Genomic DNA, 25,581 nt, shown 5'->3' with positions numbered 1-25,581 from the left:
TCCAACCATTGCAGGGAGACAACTTATTTCTTCTGCGAAAGTTGAGCTAATTGATATATTTTTTCGCCACATAAAACGAGTTCATTACTGAAAGAAGCGCACCATAATTAAGCGCAAATCTGACTTCATCGCCAACTTTTAAATCCATTTTCCTGGCGTCAATAATCGTATGGTCGCTGCTGGATCCGAGAATCTCCATATCAAGCAACGGGGTTAATCCTGGTACCAGCACATCCTGTGAACCACACGCCATTATTATTCGCTTCATCGATCCATAATCATGAAATTCCGGGTGATTCCCGAATGCATTCTGACCAATCTTTCCATATGGAATAGAGGGTTTAATCTTGGATTCAATGACTTCTGAAACAAACGTGAAGGCATCCGTAAATAACCCGGGAATGGGTTTTCGGTTAATCGGTTCCCGTCCTAAATAGATGGACTCACCCAACCTTAAATTATTTACTGCACCTATATCTTCCGTTTCATTAAACCAATTATAGTTTGCTGAATTTCCACCTGACACCATCAGATTAGGGAGCGCGAATTCCAGTTCTATAGTTTTGGCCAACTCGGTTAGATATTTCATGTTTTCAACGCTTGGTTCCACTCCACCGAAGCAGGCAAAATTTGCACCTATCCCTATCATCACAACACCTGACAGTTTTTGTACCTCTGTAATAAAGTCTTTCAGATCAACTGGCATGATCCCTTCTCTTAAGTCGCCCATTTCTATCATTAGAATGATTTGATGTACCTTATTATTTCGTTCAGCACATACCGATAGCTGCTGAAGAATAATCAACTCACTGTTCATACTGATATCAGCATATTTAATAACTGCCTCAATCTCACTAATCGCTGGTGTCTTTAACAGCACAAATTGCGCAACTACGCCATCTTCACGCATTTTTCGCAAGTTCTCAACCTTCGAGTCAGCAAGCATACGAATCCCATTTTCCATAAATACATTTGCAATTCGCGGGTTGCCCCCAACGGTTTTTGTAACTCCCATCAGGTCGATCCCTTTTGAGCCGTATAATGCTACAAGTTCCGTAACATTATGAGCTATTTTAGCAAGGTTAATTTCAACTCTTGAGGTCGTGTGTACTGCAGTTTTAATCAATTTACAAACACTTTATCTTTTACTTCCTTCAGCTGTGGGTAAATGTCGAAAAGTCTGTCAACTAGCTTGTCACAACCGTATTTCAGAACATCAGTAGTTGGCAATTTAATTGTTTGTTCATACTCCGCTATAACTTCACGGATTTCAGAGTCAGACATATTTTCATGGTTTATTGTAATTGCTACAACTTCAGACTTTGAAAATGTTTCAATTAGATCAATTTCACTCTGAAGTGTTGGCATTTTCATATAACTGAAATCACCTAGACTTTCTCTTTTTGGTGGATGCTGAACAATTATAGAAGTCGGCCTTGAACCTCTGATGATCGAACATGAACTAATATATGCCGGATGGCTTAATGCTCCCTGTCCCTCTACTATAATAATATCTGGATTTTCCTCCTCATAGGCGCGCATGATCTGATTTTCAATCTCACCTGTCATAAACTGTGAAGGAATGGCATCAATCGCTACTCCATATTTTGCTCCCTGGATTAATCCAGTTTGTCCCGTCGCTACAAACGCAACATTTAGTCCTTTTTTCTTTAATGCATCTTCAAGGATCACTGATGTCGTTCTTTTTCCAACAGCACTATCTGTTCCTAGAACTGCTACTATTGGCGTTTTAACATCTAAAATTCTTCCCGAAAATAAATGCATGTCTTTTTTTAATGGTGGCTTTCTCACATCGGTAATGGTAACGCTATATGCTTTTGCTTGCTTAATAAATTCAGCATCATCCGTTAAGAATTCATGGAGTGTGTTGACGATATTCATACCTAGTTTCATCGCCTCTAATACAATGCCTCTTTCATTCTTTTGCAAAAATCCTTCCGATGGCGCGATCCCATATATAAAACGATCTGGGACTTCTGCTAATTTCGCAATAGCGTCTTCAAGACTTGCAAACATTGGAATATTGTTCGGCTTACTCTCCAGATAATCACCTGCATCCTGGCCCGCCTTTGTACTATCAATCACTCCAACTATTTTATATTTATCTGAACTACGAACAAGTCCGTTAGCAGTTTTCCCATCCATCGTACCAAACTTGCTTTCACAGTAAACAATTGCTGTTTCCTTCATAAATACACACTCCAATATAGAATTTTTAAATCATACAATTAAATGTAAAAAATTACCATTTAGATACAAACAAAAAACACCTGTACATAATTGTGGAAAGTAAACTGGCGAAGCGCCAAAACTTATCATGCAAGGTGTTTTCTCGTGGTATTTTATTTACATTTACTTGTATTGCCAGTATAGCACAGTAATAGATTTAATGTATGTTATAGTTTTCCATTAATTCGCGACTTTAACAATTTCCACTTGCCAGACCACTTGGTAAATAATCATATTTGTTAAATCAATTATGCTGAACGGTCTGTTTTATTGGCCATTTTCCTTGTTTATTGTTCTATAAAATTTAATTTAAACCATTATTTGGAATTAACAGCCACTTTTCGACATATATTGGACAAGACTCAAAATTTATCGACTAGTAGTGTAAATATATCAGCTATTAATTATAAATATCGACCACATCCCTTAAAAGGGACCAAAACTCTCAAATTTCACCGTTTAACCGATAGAAAAGCTCAGCAATCACCTATTCTTTACTAACGGATGTCGAAGTTTTCTGTATGCTGTCAATTCTACTTGGCTTTTGTACTTTCTAATCATTTAAAAAGGCGCAGCCACTAAGCTGCACCTTCATCACTATTTATTCATACTGGAGAAAAAATCACCTAATGGATCTTCGTCGATTTCTTCATCTTTTTCATCATCTGTTTGCTGATGTATTTCCTGCAGCATATCATCCAGGTTTATGTCGCCAAGTCTTTCGTCACTTCCGGCAGCTGTTTCATTTGTACTTTTCGTATTCATTTCGTCAAAATACACAGCATCTTCCATTTTACTGGACCCATTGTTAAGTGAAGTAAGAAGTGAAGTAGCCCGCATAGGATCACTTAATAATTGGTAGAGAATCGTACCAATCAACGCCTCAGAATGTTCGTGCTTTATCCAGCTTTTTTGTTCTTTCGACAATTGTTTCGGGAGTGGAATCGTAACAGTTTCCCGTTCCCTTGTGTATGTTTCATTTACACCTTTTAAAACATATTGTGCAATTTTACTGGAGAAATTTCTGCGTTCGGTGTCTTTTAATTTCTGAAGCAACTTTAAAACATGGTCAGGTGTATCGGACGGAACGCGAAACGTAATAGATTGTCCCCGTTCTATACTTTTTTTAGTATCTGACATACTATCACCCTACTTTGCTTTTTCTGTAGCTTTTTCTTCTTTCACATCTTTTGTTGATTTTGCAATAAAATCTGAGATTAATTTGTAATAAGCGTTTGCCATCATCCAAATGCTCTCGTTCTCGTCTTCGAAGAATTCAATATTGAATCCGTCCAGTTTGTTATTGAGCGCTTTAATGTAGTCCTTTAACACTGCAGAACCACCGCCAACAAAGTAGCAAATTTCAGACTGCGAATTTTTAGCCCAGACATTACGCAAATATCTGTATTCCTTTTTCGCAAGCTCTAATAAAATGCGGTCTGTTATGTCATGAACATTCGTCCGGCTTCCTTTTACCATAATATGGTGACGGTCATTTTTACGCGTAATAATATCAACAACATCACGACGGCTATCTAATTCTACGCCATGCTTGGTGCGAATTTCTTCGCGAATTTCTTCTAATGATTCGGCAACACCCAAGTTAAATCCTTGCGCCTTGTCATCATCTACATTGCGATTTCGGATTACCGCGATATCTGTTGAGAGTCCCCCGATATCCTGAATCAGAATCTGTTTATCTATTAATTCCTTATTAATAACATTGCGCTCGTTATCCATAATCAAATTAACATAAGCTGCAAATCCTTCAGGGTATATTTTTACCTCATCAAATTTAATGTTTACTTTCTTACCTTGATATTTTGGTGTAACTAAAAACTCTACCTGGTGAACCGATCCTAACAATTGCGAACGGTAACCGACATCTTTCCCTTCTTTCACTTCACGAAGCGGGAGGCCAGTTCCTAGTGTATAATTTGCATCTATTACATCATTTTTGCCTGCTTTAAAATCCCCATTACTTACAGCATCTAATGCTAAAGAAGCTATTAACATCACTATCGTCTGATCTTCTTCCGATTTACTGCTTCCTGGATCAAGCTCTGTTGAGTTATTTGTTTTGGTTGCCAAATTACCAACACGGTACACTGCATTATTTTCTTCCAGGGCAGGGGAGTGCACACGTATATGTATGTTATCTAACGGATCTTTTTCGTCAAGCTCTTCAATCCCTATTACCGGGCGATCCTCCATATCTCGTGCGATGACATTCGGTATATATAATTCATTTTCCAGTTTTCCAAAATTAGCTTTTAATGCATCATTTCCAACATCCACTGCTGCAATTCTTGATTTTGTCATTTAACATCATTCTCCTCTCAATTAAATACTACAAGTTTAATAATAAATCATTCTATTAAAATAGGCAATCAGACTTTTATCGTGTTCTTTTTTGTATACATGTATTCATTTTTGCATTCGCCGTTAAAACAATATGCGTACGCGTTTGTATACTTGTACACGTAATTGTGTACATAAAGAAAACATTTTGTATACATGTGTTCACATTTGCAAACATCGTTAAAATTTCACAAACCAGGACTTTTTGACGATAATAAAATGACAGACATTTAATTGAAATGAGGAATAACCATGAGTCAAATTGAACCATTAGAAAACAAAGTAAACGAATTAATAGGATTATTCGATGCTTTTAAAGAAATAAACGCACATATTGAAATTCAGGAAGTTTTTCAAAATATATTACTCCAAATGGTTCGGATCGTCGATGCAGAAGCAGCAACACTATGGGTTGTAGATGATGAATTAGAACTTATTGAAGCTACAGCAGCGTATGGACCTACTGCCTCATCTATACAAAATCTTAAATTGGGAAAGAACGAAGGTATAGTTGGTCAGGTGATTCAATCTGGAACTGTCCACTATATAGAAGACGTTACAAATGAACCCGGATGGGCAAAGCGAATAGACAGAGCGAGCGGATTCGTTACGCGATCAATGATAACAGTACCTCTTATTGCAAAGGGTAACACTATTGGTGCCTTACAGATGCTAAATAAACAGGATGGCACCTGTTTTACAGCAGATGACGTAAAATTGGCTACAACACTTGCTAATCACTCAACGTTAGCTTTACATAATAGTCAGATGTACGATGACTTATATACGATGCTGATGAGCATGATTCGCACTCTCGCAATGACACTGGATAAGAGAGATCCATATACAGCTGGCCACTCGGAAAGAGTTGCAACCTACTCACTTTGGATTGGTAAGTCACTTAAAATGGATAAAGAAACACTCGATGATTTATATAAAGCTGCTTTATTACACGATATTGGCAAGATAGGGATACCGGACGATATTTTAAGAAAAACCACCAAACTGACGGATGATGAATTTGCGACCATAAAAAAACACCCAGCCATCGGTGCCGAAATCTTATCCAGTATGGAACCGAGACGTACAATGAAAAACTCTATTACTACAGCAAGATGGCATCATGAACGATTAAATGGCAGTGGATATCCGGACAAGCTGACAGATAAAGATATCCCACTGTTTGCAAAAATAGTAGGAGTTGCTGATTCGTACGATGCAATGACGACTGTCAGGCCATACAGCAATGGCTATTCGTTTAAAGAAGGTGCCCTCGAACTGGAGAGATGCAAAGGCACATTATATGACAGTACGATTGTAGATCTATTCATTAGCGTACTGGAAGCATATGACTATCAAATAAGTGAAAAACTAGAAGGAGTTCAACTGAATGAGTCTATTTAATGTACTATTAATCGGCCATTTTGTTGGCGACTTTCTGTTTCAAACAAACTGGATGGCAACGTATAAGTCACAACGATGGTTACCCCTGCTCGTCCACTCCAGCCTGTATACTATTGTCATTATTTTATTCTCACTTTTGGAAGGTGGACTTTCTGGATTTGGTATATTACTAATTTTTATTGGACATCTGATACTGGACAGAGGGACGTTTGTTACCTTCTGGGTAGTAAACATCCAAACAGCCACAAAACCGAACCAGCGGTGGCTATCGATCATTACGGACCAAACCTTCCACATCATTCTGTTAGCAATTGCTATTTATCTATCATAGGGGGTATACATATGGGTTACAAAGCTAGAAGATTTGTGATAGAAAAAGAATACAATCTACCAAAAGAAAAGATTTGGGAAATTTTAAGCGATACCGATAATCTAAACCGCTTTATTGGGTTATTCCCTGTTGACTTCACACCGGCAAAGAATAAAAAAAAGGAAGTATTTCATCGAATTGCTTTAGCAAAGGTAGCTGGTATTATTCCATTAAAATGGGAAGAGTCTCCCTTTCAATGGATTAAAAATGAATATTACTCTGTTGAACGGCATTACTTAAGTGGTCCTCTCAAGCACTTTGTTGGTGGAATTGAGCTAATGGACAACAAAGAGTCAAACGGAACACAGGTGCGGTTAATCGGTGAATTTACCCCAAGGAACTTACTTGGAGTAGCAGTAATTCCTATTACTGGTGTAGGTTCCATGCGAAATACCATGACTTATCTGGATGAGTTTGTGAAACAAAAATTATCACATCCTTACATGCCTTTTAAGTCATCTAAACTCAAAGTAGAATTAACAAACCTTGAAACAAATGAAAAAAAACTGGCTAAAATGCCTATTAAAGCAGAACTCATCGAGTTACTGCATAAACATATCGTTACTCGACCAGATCAGGAAGTGGTCAATATGCGTGCAGGTACATTAGCAGGAAAATGGAATGCTGATAAAACAGATACACTTCGATTATTTTTGTACGCCACTAAAGCAGGTATTCTTAATTTAAATTGGACCCTCGTCTGTCCAAATTGCCGCGTAGCAAAAGTTGAATTTAACTCATTATCCAATCTATCCAATGATTTTCACTGCGATCTCTGTGGAGTCTCCTATAATGCTGACTTTGAAAACTATGTTGAACTAAAATTCTCTGTCAATCCTTCAATCAGAAAAGCATATGAAAATTCGTATTGTGTTGGCGGTCCAATGATTACGCCACATGTACTTGTCCAAAGAGTTGTGTTACCGGGTGAAACTGTGGTAATCCCCTACCCTGCAACAACTCGATCATTGCAATTACGTGTTCTCCAGGCAAATCATAAGGCAGAGCTAGGGAATGGCAGTACAGACCAAACTGCATCAATTGTCTATACGGATAACGGCTGGATAAAACCAGCGTATTCCAGACAAGTAACTATTCCAATAGAAAATCATACTGATCATTCTATTGTTCTTGCAGTAGAAGAAACAAACTGGGACGAAGAAGCAACGACTGCAGCAGAGGTTACAGCTATGCAGGAATTCAGAGACTTATTTTCAGCAGAAGTATTAGCGCCAGGTCAACAGGTTGGAATTGAAAACGTAACAATACTATTTAGCGACTTGGAAGGCTCTACATCGCTCTATGAAGAAATCGGTGATGCAAACGCATACGGGCAGGTTCGAAGACATTTTGACTACCTGACTCAATGGATTTCAACCTTCAATGGAAGTATAGTTAAAACAATAGGCGACGCGGTAATGGCCGTATTTTACCGGCCGGAAGATGGTGTGAATGCAGCGCTGCATATTCAGAAAAACATGGGAAAATACAATGAAACATCAAAGAAACCAATTGTTTTAAAAATTGGATTGTACAGTGGTCCCGCAATTGTTGTTAACTCAAACAACCGTCTCGATTATTTTGGGCGCACGGTTAACATTGCAGCCAGAATTCAAAATAAAAGCCATGGCGGCGATATCGTAGTTCATCAGTCCTATTTTCAAAATAATACTATTTACTCACTTTTAAATGATAATGAAACAAGCTATGAACCTTTTACTGCAGAACTTAAAGGGATTGAAAGTAAGGTCAACCTGATGAGGATAGTAAAAAAAACTTCTAGTAAACTAACAGAAACAACAAAACAGGGTTGAAATAGTCGTAAAATGGGAAATTAAGTAAAAACCCCAAGATAGGACTGATTTCAATGGAGATATTACAATCTGTTATTGCACACATTTCAAACTTTTTATGGACTTATTTGTTGTCTGTAACACTATTATTCACAGGACTACTTTATACCATTCGATTAAAGTTTTTTCAGTTTCGTTTTTTTGGGCATGTCCTCCATAATACAATTGGACAAATCTTTAAAAAGAATGAACAAAAAGGAACGATTACACCCTTTCAGGCATTTACGTCTGCATTAGCCTCTACTGCTGGTGCAACTAATATAGTTGGTGTTCCAGTCGCAATAGCATTAGGTGGTCCAGGCGCATTATTTTGGATGTGGTTAGTAGCGCTTATAGGAATGGCTACTAAATATGGGGAAATAGTTCTCGGTATGAAGTATCGGGAAGTAAATGAAAAGGGAATATGGGTCGGCGGTCCACAGTACTACATAAAAAAAGCATTAGGATGGAATAAAGTAGCTGCACTCTTTGCCTTCTTTCTCATGCTGGAGCTTATCCCCAGTGCTATGGTTCAATCAAACTCAATTACCACGCAGGTAGAAAGCGCATTCGGCTGGCCGGTTCAATTAACAGGTATTGTTATGGCAGTGATTATCGCCCTAATTGTATTTGGGGGAATCAAGCGAATTGCAAAAGTTACAGATAAACTAGTACCTCTTATGGTTATATCCTATTTACTCTTCGGAATTATATTAATACTGGCAAACGCAGATCAATTGCCACATGTATTTGCTTTAATATTTACGCATGCATTCACACCCATTTCAGCTGCAGGAGGCTTTGCCGGCGCAGGTATAGCTCAAGCACTTCGTTGGGGACTTGCTAGAGGCTTATACTCGAATGAAGCAGGAATCGGTACGGCTCCTATCGCTCACGCAGCAGCACAAACGGACCACCCGTCCAAACAAGCTTTCTGGGGTATATTCAGTGTTTTTGTAGATACAATCGTTATATGTACCGTATCAGGACTGGCCGTACTAGTTACCGGCGCATGGAAGATGGTAGGACCAAATGAAGCATCTAGTATGATTACCGTTGCTTTCTCCGATATGTATGGTGAAGTATTCGGCAGTACATTCATAGCGATATTCTTATTCTTCTTCGTATTCACTACGATTGGTATACTCGTATTCTATGGAGAAAAACAAGCTGAATACCTCTATGGTTTAAAAACAGCACTGTTTATGCGATATGTTTATATAATTTCCGTGTATGTCGGAGCGGTTGGGGGCCTAAAATTTGTTTGGCAGTTTTTAGATTTAATGCTAGCTTTCGTAGTAATCTGTAATATTATTCCAATGATTTTCCTCAGTAAAGAAGTAAAACTTATTACAGATGACTATATTCATAGAGTATATAAAGGAAATGGCGGCAATCCAAAAATTAAACTATTTTCTTCAGAAGCCAATTCGAAAAAAGAATGAATATTGAAAAGCGCACACGCTTTGGTCAGCCTCAGGCAAGTTTAAGACAAACATAAAAATTTATTACTTTCTTTTCAAAAGATAATAAGTCGTACAGCCCTTTGTCTGTATGGCTTTTTATCTATTATTAATAATAGGTATTTGGAACCACGTAAAAAGATATAGAATTTTTCATAAATTTGGTATAAACTGTATAAAAGGGGGATTGAAACATGCGAATAGTAAAAGGGTTGATAACTGTCATTTTTACTGCTGCTTTAGCAATTTCAATTCTTTCTGGACCCATTTTGGTAGATCAATCCACTTATTTGATAACTTTGTTGTTATATCTTGCTTTTTCCCTACTTTATTTTAATCTCCGCATTTTCAGTAAGAAAGGAAAAATAAATGTAGATTACGGCACATCCTACAGCATGTCTTTAGTACTATTTACAGGACCATTAGGCTTGTTGATCTACGAATCGATTTTCCGTACACTTACTTATTTGTATAAACGAAAAATTAAAACTGCTGATACCGATGAATTCTTACATTTATTTTATAATATAGGTTCTGCCGTACTTGCAAACTCACTAATCTATTATCTCTTTTCATATATTTTTCCTTTAATTGATACTTTACCGTTTATATTCTGGGTATTATTACTTATCCTAATCTCCTTCTCTGTTATCTTTACTGACACCTTGCTTGTAATTATTCTGTATTTCATGGGTGAAGTAAAATCGAGGAAGGAAGCAATTGATTTTTACAAAGATAGAAGCTGGCTGGATTCTGGAAAAGTAGCACTGACAAATGGACTACTATTTTTATTTCTTCTTGATCATAAATGGGAAGTAATTGTAGCATTTTTTATACTGAATTACTTAGTAAGCAGATCCTTTCATGTTAAATCCCAAAGCCTTAAAGACCGGTCAGATCGGGACAAGTTTGAACAAATGGCTTATACTGATTTTCTAACAGGAATTCCAAATCGTGCCCACATGGACAAAACTATGCATATGCTTCAAGAATCAGGTGAACAGCTGGGTGTAATTGTCACAGATATTGACCATTTCAAAGCTATTAATGACTCCTATAACCACGCTGTCGGCGACGTGGTTATTCAACATTTTTCAGCTTTTTTACAAGAAAACCTGAAGAAAAATGCTTACGTATTTCGAAGTGGCGGAGAAGAGTTTACCATGTTCATGCGAAACGAGAGCTATCATGAAACGTTAATGATGATTGAAAAATTGAAGCAGAATCTGGAAGAATGTACAGTAGAAACAACCTTTAATAATAAACCTGTACTAATCCAGTACACTGCATCGTTTGGATTGTATTACTACAAAACAAACGCTGACCTTACACTCGAAAAAGCTTATATTCTTGCCGACAATCTGTTACTGAAGGCAAAAAAGATTGGCAGAAACCGTGTTTCCGCTAAGAATGGTCTGATTGATGAACCTCTTTCTAAACAAACTACTTATTAAAGTTGCTTCATATAGCTTGCGTCAATTTGAATCCTTTCTACTCGTATTACTTACGTTTACGGCGACTTTCAATCAATGATTGCATTTCGTAAATATTTAGCATGTTAATTCCTCCCTATTCCTTTGATATCTTAAGTATAGGCAGGAATTGTTTTTTACATAACAGTTGGCAGTCTGAAATTCGCTCCAACTACGGACTGAATTGAATTAGAGAATTCAACTTAGCAACGAGTGTTGAGCTTTCGTGGGTTATCGTCCATTGCTGCTGAATGGTCTCGCATCATCCTCAAAACTAATATGATTTTTTTCACTAAAAAAGAGAGGATATACCCCCCTCTCTTTTTTACATTATATGACTTTACGGTCCCAGTGGCGATGTGCAGCAATTGCTTCAACAAAATCAGTTGTGAATTGATCCATATCATCGCTGACAACAACGCCAATGCTATCTGCTTTCCCGTTATCTTCTAACCACTTCTTACCGTGATGTGTAGCTCCAATCGGCTTAAAATGTGAAAATGCTTCATTAACAAAATATGTTGTGTCCTGATTGAACTTCTCACTGAGTTCTTCTCCACCTACAACATATACAGCATCAAAAAGAACCGATTCTCCAGTAAGGAAAGTATGATCAGCAGCAATTGTGGAGCCATCATCACCAGTTATTTTTCCAAGCTTTTCACTTACAATTTCCGGCTCTACTCCGTCAGACTCAAGCTTACTAAGCACTTCTGATACTTCGTGGCCTTTAAATCCATTAGCAAGCAACACGGCAACCTTTCGTGTAGCAGCTTTCTTAGTTGTGTTCTCCTGACTCAACGCTGGAGAAGATTTAGTGACATCTGACCCACCATTTTCTGGCGGTTCCATACCAATGGCATCTGCTACCGTTTCAGCTAGTTCCATGCTGACATTTGCAAACATATCAATTACCTGACGCTGAACAGATGCACTTGCAAGCTTACCGAGTTCAAAGCTAAAGGCTTGTTTTATATGTTCTTTCTCCGGTCTGCTCATGCTGTTCCAGAACATGGTTGCTTGTGAGAAATGATCCTTAAAGCTTTCACTGCGGGTACGCACCTTGCGTCCCTCCACTTTTTCTTGGTGGTGAACATAACCGCCTTCTTCTTCGCTCGCAGGTTCTGGTGTATTCGCTGCTAGCGAGTTCTTATGATAGCTGACCTGTCCCTTGTTAATAGTATGCCGTGCAATTCCATCACGTTGGTTATTATGAAATGGGCAAACCGGACGATTGATTGGAAGTTCATGGAAGTTAGGACCACCCAAACGACTTAATTGTGTATCTGTATATGAAAACAGTCGTCCTTGCAATAATGGGTCATTTGAGAAATCTATTCCTGGTACAACATGTCCCGGATGGAAGGCAACTTGTTCCGTTTCAGCGAACACGTTATCGACATTACGGTTTAATGTCATCTTCCCAATTATTTTAACCGGTACTTCTTCTTCTGGCCACAGTTTGGTTGGATCTAGAATATCAAAATCAAAGTTGAATTCCTCGGATTCATCAATGATTTGAACGCCTAATTCGTATTCAGGAAAATCACCATTTTCAATTGATTCATGTAGATCCGCTCGGTGAAAGTCCGGGTTTTTACCGTTAATTTTTTGTGCTTCGTCCCATACTACCGAATGCGTTCCAAGTAAAGGCTTCCAGTGGAATTTTACGAAATGCGCTTTTCCTTGTTCATTTACAAAACGGAATGTATGCACGCCGAACCCTTCCATCATGCGAAAACTGCGCGGAATAGCACGATCTGACATCGCCCACATAATCATATGTGCAGACTCCTGGTTATTCGCAACAAAGTCCCAAAATGTATCATGTGCAGACGCCGCCTGCGGAATTTCATTATGCGGCTCAGGCTTAACAGCGTGTACCAAATCAGGAAACTTCATTGCATCCTGGATGAAAAATACAGGAATATTGTTTCCAACTAAATCATAATTCCCTTCATCCGTATAAAATTTTGTGGCGAAACCTCTGGCGTCACGAGCAAGTTCACCAGATCCACGTGACCCGGCTACTGTTGAAAACCGTACAAATACTGGTGTTTTCTTTGATGGGTCCTGCAGAAAGCCTGCCTTTGTATATTCTTTCATGGAATCATACAATTCAAATTCACCATGCGCGGCAAATCCTCTAGCGTGTACGATCCGTTCAGGAATTCGCTCATGATCAAAATGTGTCATTTTTTCACGAAAATGGAAATCTTCCATCAACGTGGGACCACGTTCACCTGCTTTTAGGGAAAATTCGTCCTCTGATACCTTCAAACCTTGATTAGTTGTCATCTTCTTACCTTGATCATCTACGCGATATTGTTCTAACTGTTCATCTTTTTTACCATTCTTTTTACTCAAGCTTTAAAACCCCTTCCATTAATCTAAAATAATTAAGTATTAGTAACTAGATACCCTCTATTTCAAACATGCAAACAATTAGGTAAATTGACATTAAAAAGCGCTGAACACGTACATTTCCCGGGAAATAAACGTCGAATTTAGCGTGACTACTAGTTTGTTTATGACCACTTTCCTTCCGATTTGCATGAATATGCAGGATAATCATACCGTCATGGTGAATAGATGTAGTGAAGTAACTTTTTATAAGGAGAGATTGTTTTGGATAAGATTGGTCAAATTGGAGTACCTATTAGAGATTTAAATCGTGCTATTCATTTTTACAGAGATCTATTAAGCCTCCCCCTATTATTTAATACGGAGAGCATGGCTTTTTTTGATTGTGATGGGATCAGATTGATGTTGAGCCTACCTGAAAAAGCTGAATTTGAACAGGTAAGCTCCGTTATCTATTTTCAAGTAAATGATATACAGGATGCTTACGAAGATCTTACGGAGAAGGGTATCCCATTTATAGATGAACCTCATATGGTTGCAAAGGTTGGAAACACAGAGAATTGGATGGTATTTTTTAAAGATTCTGAGGATAATACGCATGCTTTGATGAGTGAAGCGGAAGTTTGAGAGACATGAAACATATACCTCTCACGAATTACTAGAAGCACTTTTAACATTTTTTCAGTACATATGAATACCAAGCATAGGATTCGCATTCAAATGCGTCAGAAGTCGTTATATGGTTAATTTAAATGTTGTTATCTCGACAACAGATATTTTTACCCAATAAAAAAAGGGCTGAATAACCAGCCCTTTTTACTATTTTTCTACTGTTGCCTATTTTGCTGAGTTTGTTGAGTAGTCTGATTTTGTTGTGCCTGAGTTCCTTGCTGAGTAGTCTGTTGTGCTTGGGTTGCTTGTTGACGAGCCTGTTGCACTTGCTGCTTAGCTTGTTGGAACTGAGGATCCTGTTGAGCAGTTGGGCCAGCTTGTGTTTCACAGTTTTGCAATGCCTGCTCTGCTTGCTGCAGTTGTTGCTGCGCTTGTTGTAGCTGTTGCGGGTCTGCACTAGCCTGTGCTTGCTGTACTGCCTGCTGAGCTTTCTGCGCTTGCTGTGCAGCCTGCTGAATTTGTTGCTGTGCGTTTTGTTGAGCCATGAATAAAACCTCCAGAAATTTATTGTGTATCAAACACTCAATATGTATCTTTCTCCTATCCAGCTAAATTATGTATATTAATTTAAGTAAACTTAAGAAAAATTTTTTTGTTTTTTCCTTAGAAAACTTGGCTTATCGTCAAGCCTAAGTTGCACTTATGAAGTAAGTACGTATAACTCAATCATTGCAGAATAAAATAAGGTGATTATCCCAAAAACAGTTAAATATCTCACAATCCATTTTCGTAGTGACACAGAATCTCTAAACTGCGAAGTAACTGCTGATTATTTTCCACGCCGGAAATAGACCGCGAAGTAACAGCAACGAGATTTCCGCTGATGGCAGTCGCTTTCCGCGGGCGGCTGGTGAGCCTCCTCGTGCTGTCGCACTCCGGGGTCTCACCTATGCCTTTCCTCCCGCAGGAGTCGACTGCCATCCGCTCCAATCTCTTGACAAAATGTGGATGTCGAGTTATTAACTGCACACCTGATAGCACATCTATTTCAACATGCATTAGTAGAAAAAAATACAACTACATAAACCGCTTTACCAGTCCCGGTGAGTGGAGGGCGGTGACTCCTGTGGGAACAGCACGAGTCTGAAGGCCCCGCAGAGTGCTCTTCTCGAGGAGACTGAAGCCGTGCCCGCGGAAAGCATCCGCCTGTAACGATCCTGGACGGCAGCAAGGAAATAAACCTAAAATTACGTCGCATTATCCATCTACTACGACAAAAGAAACTAATCGCATGTAAAAACCTCAAGTGGAATAGGGGTTGGAGCTAGACAGACAAACATAAATATTTTATACATTCTAATCTTTAAAAAAAAACGCGCCCAAAAATCAGGCGCGTCAGCAATTTATACTATTTTTTCCTTCTTTATCTGTTTGCTTCGTAACTGTCCACATGCTGCATCGATGTCTGCACCATTTTCCCAACGTACTCCACAGTTAATGCCATATTCCTTTAACGTTTCAAAGAAGGCTTGAATCGTCTCAGACTCACTGCGCTGATATTGATTATGTTCATCAACAGGGTTATATGGAATTAAGTTAACGTACGTTAAATGACGCTTGTCCGACAACAGTTTTGCTAGCTGTACCGCTTCTGATTTATGGTCATTTACATCTTTCAGCATAATATACTCATAGGTTATTCGTCGATTTGTTGTTTCTAAATAATAATCGACTGCTTTCATCAGTTTCGCTATTGGAAATGCTTTGTTTATTTTCATTATCTGTGTACGCAATTCATCATTTGGTGCGTGCAAGGAGATAGCAAGGTTTACTTGAATCCCAGTATCGGCGAATTCATAGATTTTATGTGCAAGTCCACTGGTTGAAATAGTGATATGTCTTGCACCAATACAAAGTCCCTTGTCATCATTTACTACACGAACAAAGTCGATCATATTTGTGAAGTTATCAAATGGTTCCCCGATTCCCATCACAACAATATGACTTACGCGTTCTTCTTTGCCTTGGTCGTCCAGATGCTTCTGGACATTCATAATTTGCTCAACAATTTCTCCGGCAGACAAATCCCGGCTCTTCTTCAATAATCCGCTCGCACAAAATGTACAACCGATATTACAGCCCACTTGGGTAGTTACACAAACAGACAAACCATAATGGAATCGCATCAATACTGTTTCAATCAAATTTCCATCGGCTAATTTAAAAAGAAATTTTATCGTACCATCCTTTGATTCCTGTTTAACTGTTTCTTCCAAAGTATGCAGAACAAAATGCTCTTCAAGTAACGCTACACAGTCTTTATTAACGTTATTCATTTCAGCAAATTCTGTCACACGTTTTTTATATAACCAGTTCCACACCTGCTGTGCACGAAACTTTTTTTGGCCATGATCTTCCAGCCAATCTGTTAGCTGGTCAAATGTAAGTCCATAAATAGATGTTTTATTCATTGTGTACCCTCTTTCCACGTCCGAATTCCTTTACCTAACTATACTACAGAAAAACGGCGCATGAAGCAAATGGTTCATGCTGTAAGTACATGTCTTATATAAGTTCACATCGCTGTAAAGTCAAATAGGTGAAGGCGGAAATCAGTTCTTTACTGTCCTTCTTTAGAACACTTACATATGGTTGTGTTTTATCCACATGATCCCAGACACTATGCGGTATATGCCGTTCACATACAAGAATAATTTCTGCCCGGTTAACCTTTCCGGATAATAGTTCATAGCTTTCTTCATATGGGTTGTGTACCTCAATTTCACAACCATGTTTTAATAAACGTTCCTTATATCCACTTAAAAATCTCGAACCAATAATTAACACCTTAAAGTTGCCAAACCACAAATATCTTTTTTGAGGAACACCAGAACTTGTCCGCTTCTTTTTGTGCTGCACTTGTTTGGTACTGGGACCAATCATTGAATAACTTTTCATTATGCTCACACCATTTTGTTCCACCCGTGCTTTAACAGGGTTATCTGCAGACAAAGGTATATCACTGTCATTTTCCAATACATCATATGTTTTTAAGGATTGTGTTTGGGTGATATCGACAAACTGCCATTTCTCATCTTCGAATATCAAATACCCCAGACGCTGCTTTTCGTTACTATTTGTTTTATTTCTGAGCTTATACGGATTACCCTGCTTGTTTGTATGAAATTTTAAAAGATTGACTCGTCGCATCAGTAAATAAAATACGTTTTGCTGACCACGGTAGAAATACGGAAGATTTTTTCTTGTAATTTGCCCCTGTAGAATATCGATCAACTCTGGGATAAAGTCGTCGGTTATATGACTTCTCATATAGTTTAGTAAATAAAGCGGATCTTGTTTCACCTGAGTTTCACGTTCGCGGAAAATCTGGATTTCTTTACGCAGATTTTTTACTTCTTTTGTTAGATTTCCGTACTTCTCTTGTGTTAAAAGATCATAATCCTCAAGCTGCTTTCGTAATGATTTATTTGAAGTCTTGAGCTGTGTGACCTGGTTGGCCAGATTTACCCTCGATCTTCCGTTTTTTTGGATTCTTTGCTGATGAGCAATTAAACTCTTTATCTTCACCTCTGCCTCTCGTCGTAAATTTTCTTCGTGAAGAAACGCATCATCCCTCCTCTTTACTTCCGTTTTAAATTGGTTCTCTATATATGACAATTTTTGATTTCTATCAAAACTTTCCTTTTCCAGCTTCGTAATTTTTTCTTCAAGTTCGCGTATGTGCTTGTTTTGGCTGATAACCTTTTGTTTACTTTGATCAAGCTTTTTCTGAATACGCTTAGCCTGTTTTTGAACTTTTTTCCTCAAACTTTTTTCCTTTTGAACATCTTTAATCGTATCATTAGATAGGTCGGATACAGTTGGTATTTGTTGCTCTGTACTATTTGCTTTAAATTTTGCTTTACTTCGTTCTAACTGTTTCTCTCTTTGCTCCATTGACTGTTTTCGGTTCTTATTGCCAACTTCATTCATACCACGACCCTCCTCCTATGCTACGATTTATTGTATAGTATAATTATACTAGATTAAGAGGAGGTTTTGTAGGCTTATAGTCTCAAAAATCTGAATTTGACAAAAATAAAAAAGCCCGAACCAATTTGGTTCCAGCTTAACTTGTTTTATCGTTCATTAACTGTGATCGACCCTGAACTTGTTCTGGCATTTATTCTGTTTTCACCAGTACCGCGTGAAGCGACTATTCGATGATCTGAATTCTCTTTAAACGCTAACTCACTTAATTGAACACGAACCCTGCCTGAGTTTGCTCTCCCTTCAACGTAAAGAGATGCTGGCGATTCAGCGAGCTGTATATTCACTTTACCACTTGACGCTTTGCAGTCCAGGTATCCATTAACCGACTCATTATCATAGTAGATAGAACCAGATGACGTTTCCAATTTTGTGTCGTTGCTCACCAAACCTCGCAGCATAATTTTCCCACTGCTAGCACGAATCCTTGCTTGCCCGGCCTTATTTTCATTAGCATTTATACTGCCGCTAGAAGACTTTACAAAAAGTCTTTTATCTACTTCCATACCGGAAATAGTCTGACTGCCTGAGGAAGAGATACTTGTTAACATTTTTGCACTTATATCCGTGAGGTGAATACTTCCTGATGAAGTTTCAATTTGTAAGTCTTCATAGATCTTTTTAGGAATTGATAATTTTAATTTGATATTAGTAATCGTTACACCAAGCTGGAAACCAGTAGATTGCTTCGTTTTAAAACTAACCTCGAGTCGGTTCTCCTTCTGGATAATTTTAAAATTATAGTTTTCTGCAAGATTCTCGCTCATTTTCCCCTCAAGCAAAATTTCTATTTCAGAACCTGTTATCGTCCTGACCTCGACATCTGCTGATGATGTTGCGATGTATAAAGTATCAATTTTCTCTGCGCTTACGTTTTCCTCCTGATGAATATCGACTGTATTGTTTACTCCAAATAAAGCCATAAGTCACATCTCCTTTAAACGTATTATGAATTCTTACTTAATTCTACCTGTTTAATTAAGCAGTGTACTCTGTCTGGAGACTGAGTTGGATTAGACTGTGGTAGTATTTTATGTAGGCTACTAAAAAAGTTACTTAAATTACTAATTATGTGCATCTCCCATCGCATCTCAAATATACTACGCTTTCCGAGGGCACGGCTTCAGCAAAAATCGCTATTCCGAGTAGATCTTCAGCTCGTGCTGTTCCCGCTGGAGTCTTCGTATATTCGAGAAGCTAAGGTAAGATGAAATATTAATTTTTTAAGATCCACCACTTTTCAGTTGTTTCTAGTTTATGGAAGCACGGTACTTCCCATGAGATATCGATCACATTCTCTAGCTGCTTCTCTGCCTTCATTAATGGCCCAAACAATTAAGCTTTGACCACGACGCATATCGCCTGCCGCGAAAACAGATTCCTTATTGGTCGTATACTTTCCATACGCAGCATTTACAGTCGATCGATCGGTCGTTTCGACTTCCAGCTGCTCCAATAGATCCTGTTCCGGACCAGTAAATCCGATAGCAATTAATACGAGGTCCGCTTTCCAAACCTGTTCAGTGCCAGGGATTTCCACACGCTCACGGTTGCCTTCGTCATCATGAATCAGTTTTACATTAATCGTATGAACCTCTTTCACGTTTCCACCAGCGTCTCCCACAATTTTTTTCGTCATAACGGCATAAGCTCGCGGATCATCACCGAATTTACTTGCCGCTTCCTTGTGACCATATTCAACGCGATGAATGACTGGGTATTGTGGCCAAGGGTTTCCCATGTCATCACGCTCTGCGCCTTTTTTATCATATATATCAAACTGAGTCAGGCTCTTGCAGTTATGTCTGACAGCGGTAGCAAGACAGTCTGTACCAGTATCTCCACCACCTATTACAATTACATCCTTGCCTTCTGCAGAAAGAAAGTCTCCATCCGTAAGATTAGAATCAAGCAGGCTCTTCGTATTTGCATGTAAAAAATCCATCGCATCATGAACGCCATTGAGCCCGCTTCCTTCTACTGCAATATCACGGTGTACGGTCGCTCCTCCGCATAAAATGGTTGCATCAAATTCTGCCCTAAGCTGCTCAACAGGTAAATCTTTGCCAACCTCCGTATTCGTAACAAATTTGATTCCCTCGGCTTTCAGTATTTCTACACGGCGCTCAACGATAGTATAAGAAAGCTTCATTTCTGGAATGCCATACGTCAATAATCCACCGGGGCGGTCGTCACGTTCAAATACAGTAACGTGGTGTCCTGCTTTGTTAAGCTGAGCGGCTGCGGCTAGTCCAGCAGGTCCTGATCCTACGACTGCCACCTTTTTACCAGTTCGTTCTGAAGGAATTTCCGGTACAACCCATCCTTCATCAAATCCTCTTTCGATAATAGATCGCTCAATCGTACGAATTGCGACAGGTGGCTCATTTATTCCAAGTACGCATGCCGCTTCACATGGAGCAGGACATGCAATACCGGTAAATTCCGGAAAATTATTTTTCTCATGTTCCAGGTCCAGCGATTCTTTCCACTTACCCTGATAGACCAGATCATTCCACTCAGGAATCAGATGATTTACAGGACAGCCGGTAGTTACCCCATTAATTTCATTTCCAGAGTGACAGGTGGGCACACCACAATCCATACACCTTGCCCCTTGTGTTTTAATCTCTGACTCGGTCATTGGTTCTGTGTAATCAATCCAGTCTTTTATCCGCTGAATTGGATCTCGTTCGTGCTGCGCTTGACGTTCATACTCCATAAAGCCCGTTATCTTTCCCATTTGAGTCCTCCTTTATCGAAATCGGTTTCGGTAAACTGCAAAAGTACTAAATACTTTCTTCAAAAGCCTTCATTTCTGCATCGAACTTATCTAGTCCGCTATCTTTTAATGCTTGAATGCGATTTTGTATTTTCACATAAGTTTTTGGGATAACACGTACGAAACTGTCTGCATATCTTTCCCAGTAAGCTAATATTCGTTCTGCATGAGCGCTATTTGTATATCGAACATGCTGTTGAATCATCTTTTTGACTTTTTCCAGTTCTGCATGATCCAAAGAAGATTGAACATGGACAAGGTCACTGTTTACTTTTTCATGAAAAGATTGATCTTCATCAAAAATATACGCGACACCACCGGACATTCCAGCTGCGAAATTACGACCTGTGGAACCAAGTATGACAACAGTTCCTCCTGTCATATACTCACATCCATGATCGCCGACACCTTCAACCACAATATCCGCACCACTATTTCTTACAGCAAATCTTTCTCCGGCAATTCCTCGAATGTACGCTTCTCCAGAAGAAGCCCCGTAAAATGCTACATTACCTATAATGATGTTCTTCTCAGGCTGGAAAGTGATTACTGGATCTGGGTGAACAATAATTTTCCCGCCCGAAAGACCTTTACCGACAAAATCATTGGAGTCACCAACGAGTCGCAGCGTTATTCCCCGGGGAATAAACGCTCCAAAACTTTGTCCGGCTGAGCCTTTCAGTATCAAACTTATTGTATTATCAGGCAATCCTTCTTCACCATATCGACGTGTAACTTCACTGCCAAGTAAAGCACCTGTAACCCGATTAATATTTCGAATGGCTGTCGTAAATTGAACAGGTTCCTGAAATTCGAGTGCACGTTTACAGTTTGGAATCAGTTCCTGGTAATCCAGTGATTTTTCAATACCATGATCCTGCTCAACCGTTGCATAACGACCTACTTTTGCAGGCAGATCCGGTTGATAGAGCAGAGCGGATAAATCAATACCTTTGCTCTTCCAATGATCAATAGCTGGATTTGCTTCTAATACGTCTGTTCGGCCGATCATCTCATCTATTGTTCTAAAACCAAGCTCTGCCATTAACTCACGGGCTTGTCTTGCTATAAAGCGCATAAAGTTAACTACATGCTCTGGATCCCCAGCGAATTTTTTTCTTAATTCAGGGTCTTGCGTTGCAATCCCAACCGGGCACGTATTCAGATGGCAAACACGCATCATTACGCATCCCAGAACAACGAGTGGAGCTGTTGAAAAGCCGTACTCTTCCGCCCCAAGTAATGCAGCTATTACGACGTCTCGACCAGTCATCATCTTTCCATCTGTTTCAACTACGATTCGGTCCCGCAGTCCATTTAAAAGGAGTGTCTGATGGGTTTCGGCAAGTCCAATCTCCCAAGGCAGACCAGTATGTTTTAAACTCGTTCTTGGCGCAGCACCTGTTCCGCCATCGTAACCGCTAATTAACACAAGATCAGCACGTCCTTTTGCAACACCAGCTGCGATTGTTCCGACACCAACAGCTGCTACCAGTTTCACACTGATTCTTGCGCGTGGATTTGTGTTCTTTAAATTATGGATAAGTTCAGCTAAGTCCTCAATTGAATATATGTCATGATGCGGTGGTGGCGAAATTAGCTCGACACCTGGAGTTGATCCTCTAACCTCCGCTATCCATGGGTATACTTTTTTGCCAGGAAGATGACCACCTTCACCAGGCTTAGCTCCTTGAGCAATTTTTATTTGTATCTCATCCGCATTCACAAGGTAGTGGCTGGTTACGCCGAATCTTCCAGAAGCAACTTGCTTGATAGAGCTTCGTCTGGAGTCACCGTTCTCGTCGTCACTGAACCGCACTGGATCCTCGCCACCCTCGCCTGTATTGCTTCTTCCGCCAACGCGATTCATAGCAATAGCAAGTGCCTCATGGGATTCTTTGCTAATTGACCCATATGACATGGCTCCTGTTTTAAACCGCTGACAGATGGATGCTACTGACTCTACTTCCTCAATAGGAATTGATGATTGCTTTTTAAAATCGATCAGCCCTCTTAGAGATTGCAGATTACTAGTTTCATCTGTCAGTAGATTCGTATACTCTTCGAACAGTTCATAGCTATTTATCCTGCAGGCATGCTGAAGCAAATGAATGGTACGCGGATTGTATTGATGGTCCTCGCCATCCTCCCGGTATTGGAACTCATCCCCTGCTTCTAACGTTGGTTCAGCCCCGCGCATTTCGCCAAATCCACTTTCATGACGCATTCTTGCTTCTTTTTCAATAACATCAAGACCAATACCTCCAAGCCTTGATGCAGTCCGTGTAAAGTATTTGTCTATAACGTCCAGGTGAATTCCGACTGCTTCGAAAATCTGTGCACCTCGGTAACTTTGAATTGTGGATATACCCATCTTGGAAAGAATTTTTATAATGCCATCTGTTACCGATTGAACATACTGATCAGCCGCCTGGCGGTTACTGTAATCTTCCAGTTCCGTTTTCTCCGCAAGATCTGCAATCGTATCAAACGCTAAATACGGGTTAATTCCTTCCGCACCATATCCGAGTAACGTTGCAAAATGGTGCACTTCCCGTGGCTCAGCAGACTCAAGCAAAATACTAACGTTCGTTCGTGTTCTTTCTCTGATTAAATGGTGGTGCAGTCCTGACACAGCGAGCAAAGAAGGAATTGCCACCTTTTCTTTATTTGTTCCACGATCCGATAGAATGAGTATGGTTGCACCAGCCTCAATTGCAGCATCTGCTTGTTTAAATAATTCTTCAAGTGCCGCTTCCATCGCATCATTTTTATTCACATCAAATAATATGGACAATTCACTTACCTGAAATCCATCCAGCGGTTCTGCTCGAAGCTTCGCAAGCTGGCTGTTCGTAAGTACTGGTGTTTGCAGTCGAATATGCCTGCAGCTTTCAGAAGTTGGTTCAACCAAGTTGCCTTCTTTTCCAATAGTCGTTTCCACCATTGTGATAATTTTTTCCCGAATTGCATCAATTGGCGGATTGGTAACTTGTGCAAACAGCTGCTTAAAGTAGTTGTAAAGAAGCTGTGGTTTCTTGGATAATATCGCAAGCGGTGAATCATATCCCATCGACCCAATCGGATCTTTTTTATCCAGAATAAGCGGCTTGATGATTTTATTCATCTCTTCACGTGTATAGCCGTATGCCAGCTGCTGTTTAAGAAGCTCCTTGCCGCTGAATTGCTGCTTTTCGTACGCAACCTCTGGCAGATCATCAAGGTCAACTTTGTTCTTCAGCCATTCCTTGTAAGGCTGTTCAGAAGCAATTTGCATTTTAATTTCGTCATCTGGAATGATTACACCTTTTGCCAAATCGATAAGCAGCATTTTTCCAGGCTGCAATCTATCTTTGTAAGCAATATCATCAGCGAAAATATCAAGCGCACCAACCTCTGACCCCATTACTATCATGCCGTTTTTTGTAACATAATAGCGGGCTGGCCGCAGTCCGTTTCGATCTAGACACGCTCCGATCTGGTCGCCATCTGTAAAAACAAGCGCCGCCGGTCCGTCCCATGGTTCCATTAATGAACTATGGTAATCATAGAAGTCCCTTTTCTCCTGTTTGATTGTCGTATCATTTGCCCACGGTTCCGGTATCATCATCATAGCAGTGTGCGCAAGCGAACGTCCTGACAGATTAAGAAATTCAAAACAGTTATCAAACATGGAAGAGTCACTGCCTTCATCGTCGATCACCGGTAGAATTTTCTGCAGATCTTCTTCTGGAAAATAGTCAGATTTAGCTAACTGTTCACGCGCGCGCATCCAGTTCACATTCCCGCGAAGTGTATTGAATTCACCGTTGTGAATGGTGTACCTGTTCGGGTGTGAACGTTTCCAGCTTGGAAACGTATTCGTACTGAATCTGGAATGCACAAGCGCCAAAGCTGACTTGAAGTCCGGGTGATTCAGGTCGATATAAAACGAATCCAGTTGTTCAGGGATTAACATACCTTTATATACAATTGTTTTCGTGGAGAGACTGCTAATATAGACGTCATCAAATTCAGGGTGGTTTGCCATTGCTTTTTCCACACGCCTGCGAATAACATATAACTTTCGCTCGAAAGCTTTACGATCGCTGAGCTCGTCTGATTTTTTTATGAATATCTGACGGATAACAGGTTTGCTTTTAGAGGCTACTTTTCCGATGAATGAATCGTTAATTGGAACTGGACGCCAGCCGAGGAAGGATTGTCCTTCTTCAAGGATAATTTGTTCAAAAAGATCTTTACTTTTAATTCTTGTTTCGTGGTCATTAGGAAGAAATACCATACCTATCCCGTATTCTCCTTCTACTGGAAGGAATATATTTTCTTTTTCACATTGCTTTTTAAAAAATCGGTGTGGAATTTGTGTCAGTATACCAGCACCATCACCGGTACTTGTATCTGCAGATTGACCACCTCGATGCTCCAGATTACATAATATGTTTATCGCGTTTTGCACGATGTTATGTGTTTTTTCACCATTTATGTTCGCGATCATACCAATTCCACATGCCTCGTGTTCATTGGCAGGATCGTATAAGCCCTGCAATGCAGGGAAGCCATTTCTCGCCATCAAATCCACCCCTTTTTGTTAATTACTGTATGTTTTAGTAACTAACAGTAT

17 protein-coding genes are annotated in these 25,581 nt (G+C 39.5%); 6 read left to right on the top strand and 11 right to left on the bottom strand.

Annotated elements, in window-relative coordinates:
• Positions 1 to 46: 46 nt before the first annotated feature.
• The 4 genes from VBD025_RS05050 to VBD025_RS05035 form a co-directional block, all read right to left on the bottom strand.
• Positions 47 to 1,126, bottom strand: a complete 1,080-nt coding sequence (locus VBD025_RS05050; protein ID WP_430789894.1) for an alanine/ornithine racemase family PLP-dependent enzyme — start codon at positions 1,124 to 1,126, stop codon at positions 47 to 49.
• Positions 1,123 to 2,211, bottom strand: coding sequence for a DUF1611 domain-containing protein (locus VBD025_RS05045; RefSeq protein ID WP_430789892.1), 1,089 nt, complete (start codon positions 2,209 to 2,211; stop codon positions 1,123 to 1,125). The genes VBD025_RS05050 and VBD025_RS05045 overlap by 4 nt, the downstream gene beginning before the upstream one ends.
• 636 nt (positions 2,212 to 2,847) lie before the next feature.
• Positions 2,848 to 3,390: a hypothetical protein gene (locus tag VBD025_RS05040; protein ID WP_430789890.1), complete on the bottom strand. Its 543-nt coding sequence runs from the start codon at positions 3,388 to 3,390 to the stop codon at positions 2,848 to 2,850.
• 9 nt (positions 3,391 to 3,399) lie between these two features.
• On the bottom strand, positions 3,400 to 4,572 hold the full coding sequence (locus VBD025_RS05035; protein ID WP_430789888.1) for a ParM/StbA family protein: 1,173 nt from the start codon (positions 4,570 to 4,572) through the stop codon (positions 3,400 to 3,402).
• Between the two features lie 291 nt (positions 4,573 to 4,863).
• Between VBD025_RS05035 and VBD025_RS05030 the strand changes: the two genes are divergently transcribed.
• The 5 genes from VBD025_RS05030 to VBD025_RS05010 all read left to right on the top strand — a co-directional run bounded on the left by VBD025_RS05030 (position 4,864) and on the right by VBD025_RS05010 (position 11,134).
• Positions 4,864 to 6,015 (top strand): HD domain-containing phosphohydrolase, encoded by a 1,152-nt coding sequence (locus tag VBD025_RS05030; protein WP_430789886.1) that lies wholly within the window; start codon positions 4,864 to 4,866, stop codon positions 6,013 to 6,015.
• On the top strand, positions 6,002 to 6,346 hold the full coding sequence (locus tag VBD025_RS05025) for a DUF3307 domain-containing protein (protein ID WP_430789884.1): 345 nt from the start codon (positions 6,002 to 6,004) through the stop codon (positions 6,344 to 6,346). The genes VBD025_RS05030 and VBD025_RS05025 overlap by 14 nt, the downstream gene beginning before the upstream one ends.
• 11 nt (positions 6,347 to 6,357) lie before the next feature.
• A complete protein-coding gene (locus tag VBD025_RS05020) occupies positions 6,358 to 8,199 on the top strand; it encodes an adenylate/guanylate cyclase domain-containing protein (protein ID WP_430789882.1) in 1,842 nt (613 codons plus the stop codon).
• A gap of 53 nt (positions 8,200 to 8,252) precedes the next feature.
• Positions 8,253 to 9,662, top strand: coding sequence for an alanine/glycine:cation symporter family protein (locus VBD025_RS05015; RefSeq protein WP_430789880.1), 1,410 nt, complete (start codon positions 8,253 to 8,255; stop codon positions 9,660 to 9,662).
• A gap of 212 nt (positions 9,663 to 9,874) precedes the next feature.
• On the top strand, positions 9,875 to 11,134 hold the full coding sequence (locus tag VBD025_RS05010) for a GGDEF domain-containing protein (protein WP_430789878.1): 1,260 nt from the start codon (positions 9,875 to 9,877) through the stop codon (positions 11,132 to 11,134).
• Between the two features lie 348 nt (positions 11,135 to 11,482).
• On the opposite strand, the gene VBD025_RS05005 is transcribed toward VBD025_RS05010, so the two are convergent.
• Positions 11,483 to 13,519, bottom strand: a complete 2,037-nt coding sequence (locus VBD025_RS05005; protein WP_430789876.1) for a catalase — start codon at positions 13,517 to 13,519, stop codon at positions 11,483 to 11,485.
• Positions 13,520 to 13,774: 255 nt separating this feature from the next.
• Between VBD025_RS05005 and VBD025_RS05000 the strand changes: the two genes are divergently transcribed.
• A complete protein-coding gene (locus VBD025_RS05000) occupies positions 13,775 to 14,143 on the top strand; it encodes a VOC family protein (RefSeq protein WP_430791276.1) in 369 nt (122 codons plus the stop codon).
• 200 nt (positions 14,144 to 14,343) lie between these two features.
• Here VBD025_RS05000 and VBD025_RS04995 read toward each other — a convergent pair whose 3' ends face one another.
• The 6 genes from VBD025_RS04995 to gltB all read right to left on the bottom strand — a co-directional run bounded on the left by VBD025_RS04995 (position 14,344) and on the right by gltB (position 25,530).
• Positions 14,344 to 14,673, bottom strand: coding sequence for a hypothetical protein (locus VBD025_RS04995; RefSeq protein WP_430789874.1), 330 nt, complete (start codon positions 14,671 to 14,673; stop codon positions 14,344 to 14,346).
• A gap of 858 nt (positions 14,674 to 15,531) precedes the next feature.
• Positions 15,532 to 16,599: a 23S rRNA (adenine(2503)-C(2))-methyltransferase RlmN gene (gene rlmN, locus VBD025_RS04990; protein ID WP_430789872.1), complete on the bottom strand. Its 1,068-nt coding sequence runs from the start codon at positions 16,597 to 16,599 to the stop codon at positions 15,532 to 15,534.
• A gap of 94 nt (positions 16,600 to 16,693) precedes the next feature.
• Positions 16,694 to 18,121, bottom strand: a complete 1,428-nt coding sequence (locus tag VBD025_RS04985; RefSeq protein WP_430789870.1) for a hypothetical protein — start codon at positions 18,119 to 18,121, stop codon at positions 16,694 to 16,696.
• A gap of 146 nt (positions 18,122 to 18,267) precedes the next feature.
• Complete coding sequence (locus VBD025_RS04980; RefSeq protein ID WP_430789868.1) at positions 18,268 to 19,101, bottom strand: DUF4097 family beta strand repeat-containing protein; 834 nt, start codon at positions 19,099 to 19,101, stop codon at positions 18,268 to 18,270.
• Positions 19,102 to 19,433: 332 nt separating this feature from the next.
• On the bottom strand, positions 19,434 to 20,921 hold the full coding sequence (locus tag VBD025_RS04975; protein ID WP_430789866.1) for a glutamate synthase subunit beta: 1,488 nt from the start codon (positions 20,919 to 20,921) through the stop codon (positions 19,434 to 19,436).
• Between the two features lie 46 nt (positions 20,922 to 20,967).
• Positions 20,968 to 25,530 carry a glutamate synthase large subunit gene (gene gltB, locus VBD025_RS04970; RefSeq protein ID WP_430789864.1) on the bottom strand — a complete coding sequence of 1,521 codons (4,563 nt, stop codon included), beginning with the start codon at positions 25,528 to 25,530 and terminating at the stop codon, positions 20,968 to 20,970.
• Positions 25,531 to 25,581 lie beyond the last annotated feature (51 nt).

This window comes from Virgibacillus flavescens, from assembly GCF_050574275.1.
Taxonomy (GTDB): domain Bacteria; phylum Bacillota; class Bacilli; order Bacillales; family Amphibacillaceae; genus Virgibacillus_F; species Virgibacillus_F flavescens.
Note: the sequence above shows the minus strand (reverse complement) of the source record. Positions and strands in the feature narration are given on the sequence as shown.

What these genes read in the sequence shown, in the direction of transcription:
- VBD025_RS05020 (WP_430789882.1), top strand. Translation starts at nt 6,358, where the DNA reads ATGGGTTACAAAGCTAGAAGATTTGTGATAGAAAAAGAATACAATCTA.
- VBD025_RS05010 (WP_430789878.1), top strand. Translation starts at nt 9,875, where the DNA reads ATGCGAATAGTAAAAGGGTTGATAACTGTCATTTTTACTGCTGCTTTA.
- VBD025_RS05045 (WP_430789892.1), bottom strand. Translation starts at nt 2,211, where the DNA reads ATGAAGGAAACAGCAATTGTTTACTGTGAAAGCAAGTTTGGTACGATG.
- rlmN (WP_430789872.1), bottom strand. Translation starts at nt 16,599, where the DNA reads ATGAATAAAACATCTATTTATGGACTTACATTTGACCAGCTAACAGAT.
- VBD025_RS04975 (WP_430789866.1), bottom strand. Translation starts at nt 20,921, where the DNA reads ATGGGAAAGATAACGGGCTTTATGGAGTATGAACGTCAAGCGCAGCAC.
- VBD025_RS04985 (WP_430789870.1), bottom strand. Translation starts at nt 18,121, where the DNA reads ATGAATGAAGTTGGCAATAAGAACCGAAAACAGTCAATGGAGCAAAGA.
- VBD025_RS05015 (WP_430789880.1), top strand. Translation starts at nt 8,253, where the DNA reads ATGGAGATATTACAATCTGTTATTGCACACATTTCAAACTTTTTATGG.
- VBD025_RS05025 (WP_430789884.1), top strand. Translation starts at nt 6,002, where the DNA reads ATGAGTCTATTTAATGTACTATTAATCGGCCATTTTGTTGGCGACTTT.
- VBD025_RS04995 (WP_430789874.1), bottom strand. Translation starts at nt 14,673, where the DNA reads ATGGCTCAACAAAACGCACAGCAACAAATTCAGCAGGCTGCACAGCAA.
- VBD025_RS05035 (WP_430789888.1), bottom strand. Translation starts at nt 4,572, where the DNA reads ATGACAAAATCAAGAATTGCAGCAGTGGATGTTGGAAATGATGCATTA.
- VBD025_RS05040 (WP_430789890.1), bottom strand. Translation starts at nt 3,390, where the DNA reads ATGTCAGATACTAAAAAAAGTATAGAACGGGGACAATCTATTACGTTT.
- gltB (WP_430789864.1), bottom strand. Translation starts at nt 25,530, where the DNA reads ATGGCGAGAAATGGCTTCCCTGCATTGCAGGGCTTATACGATCCTGCC.
- VBD025_RS04980 (WP_430789868.1), bottom strand. Translation starts at nt 19,101, where the DNA reads ATGGCTTTATTTGGAGTAAACAATACAGTCGATATTCATCAGGAGGAA.
- VBD025_RS05030 (WP_430789886.1), top strand. Translation starts at nt 4,864, where the DNA reads ATGAGTCAAATTGAACCATTAGAAAACAAAGTAAACGAATTAATAGGA.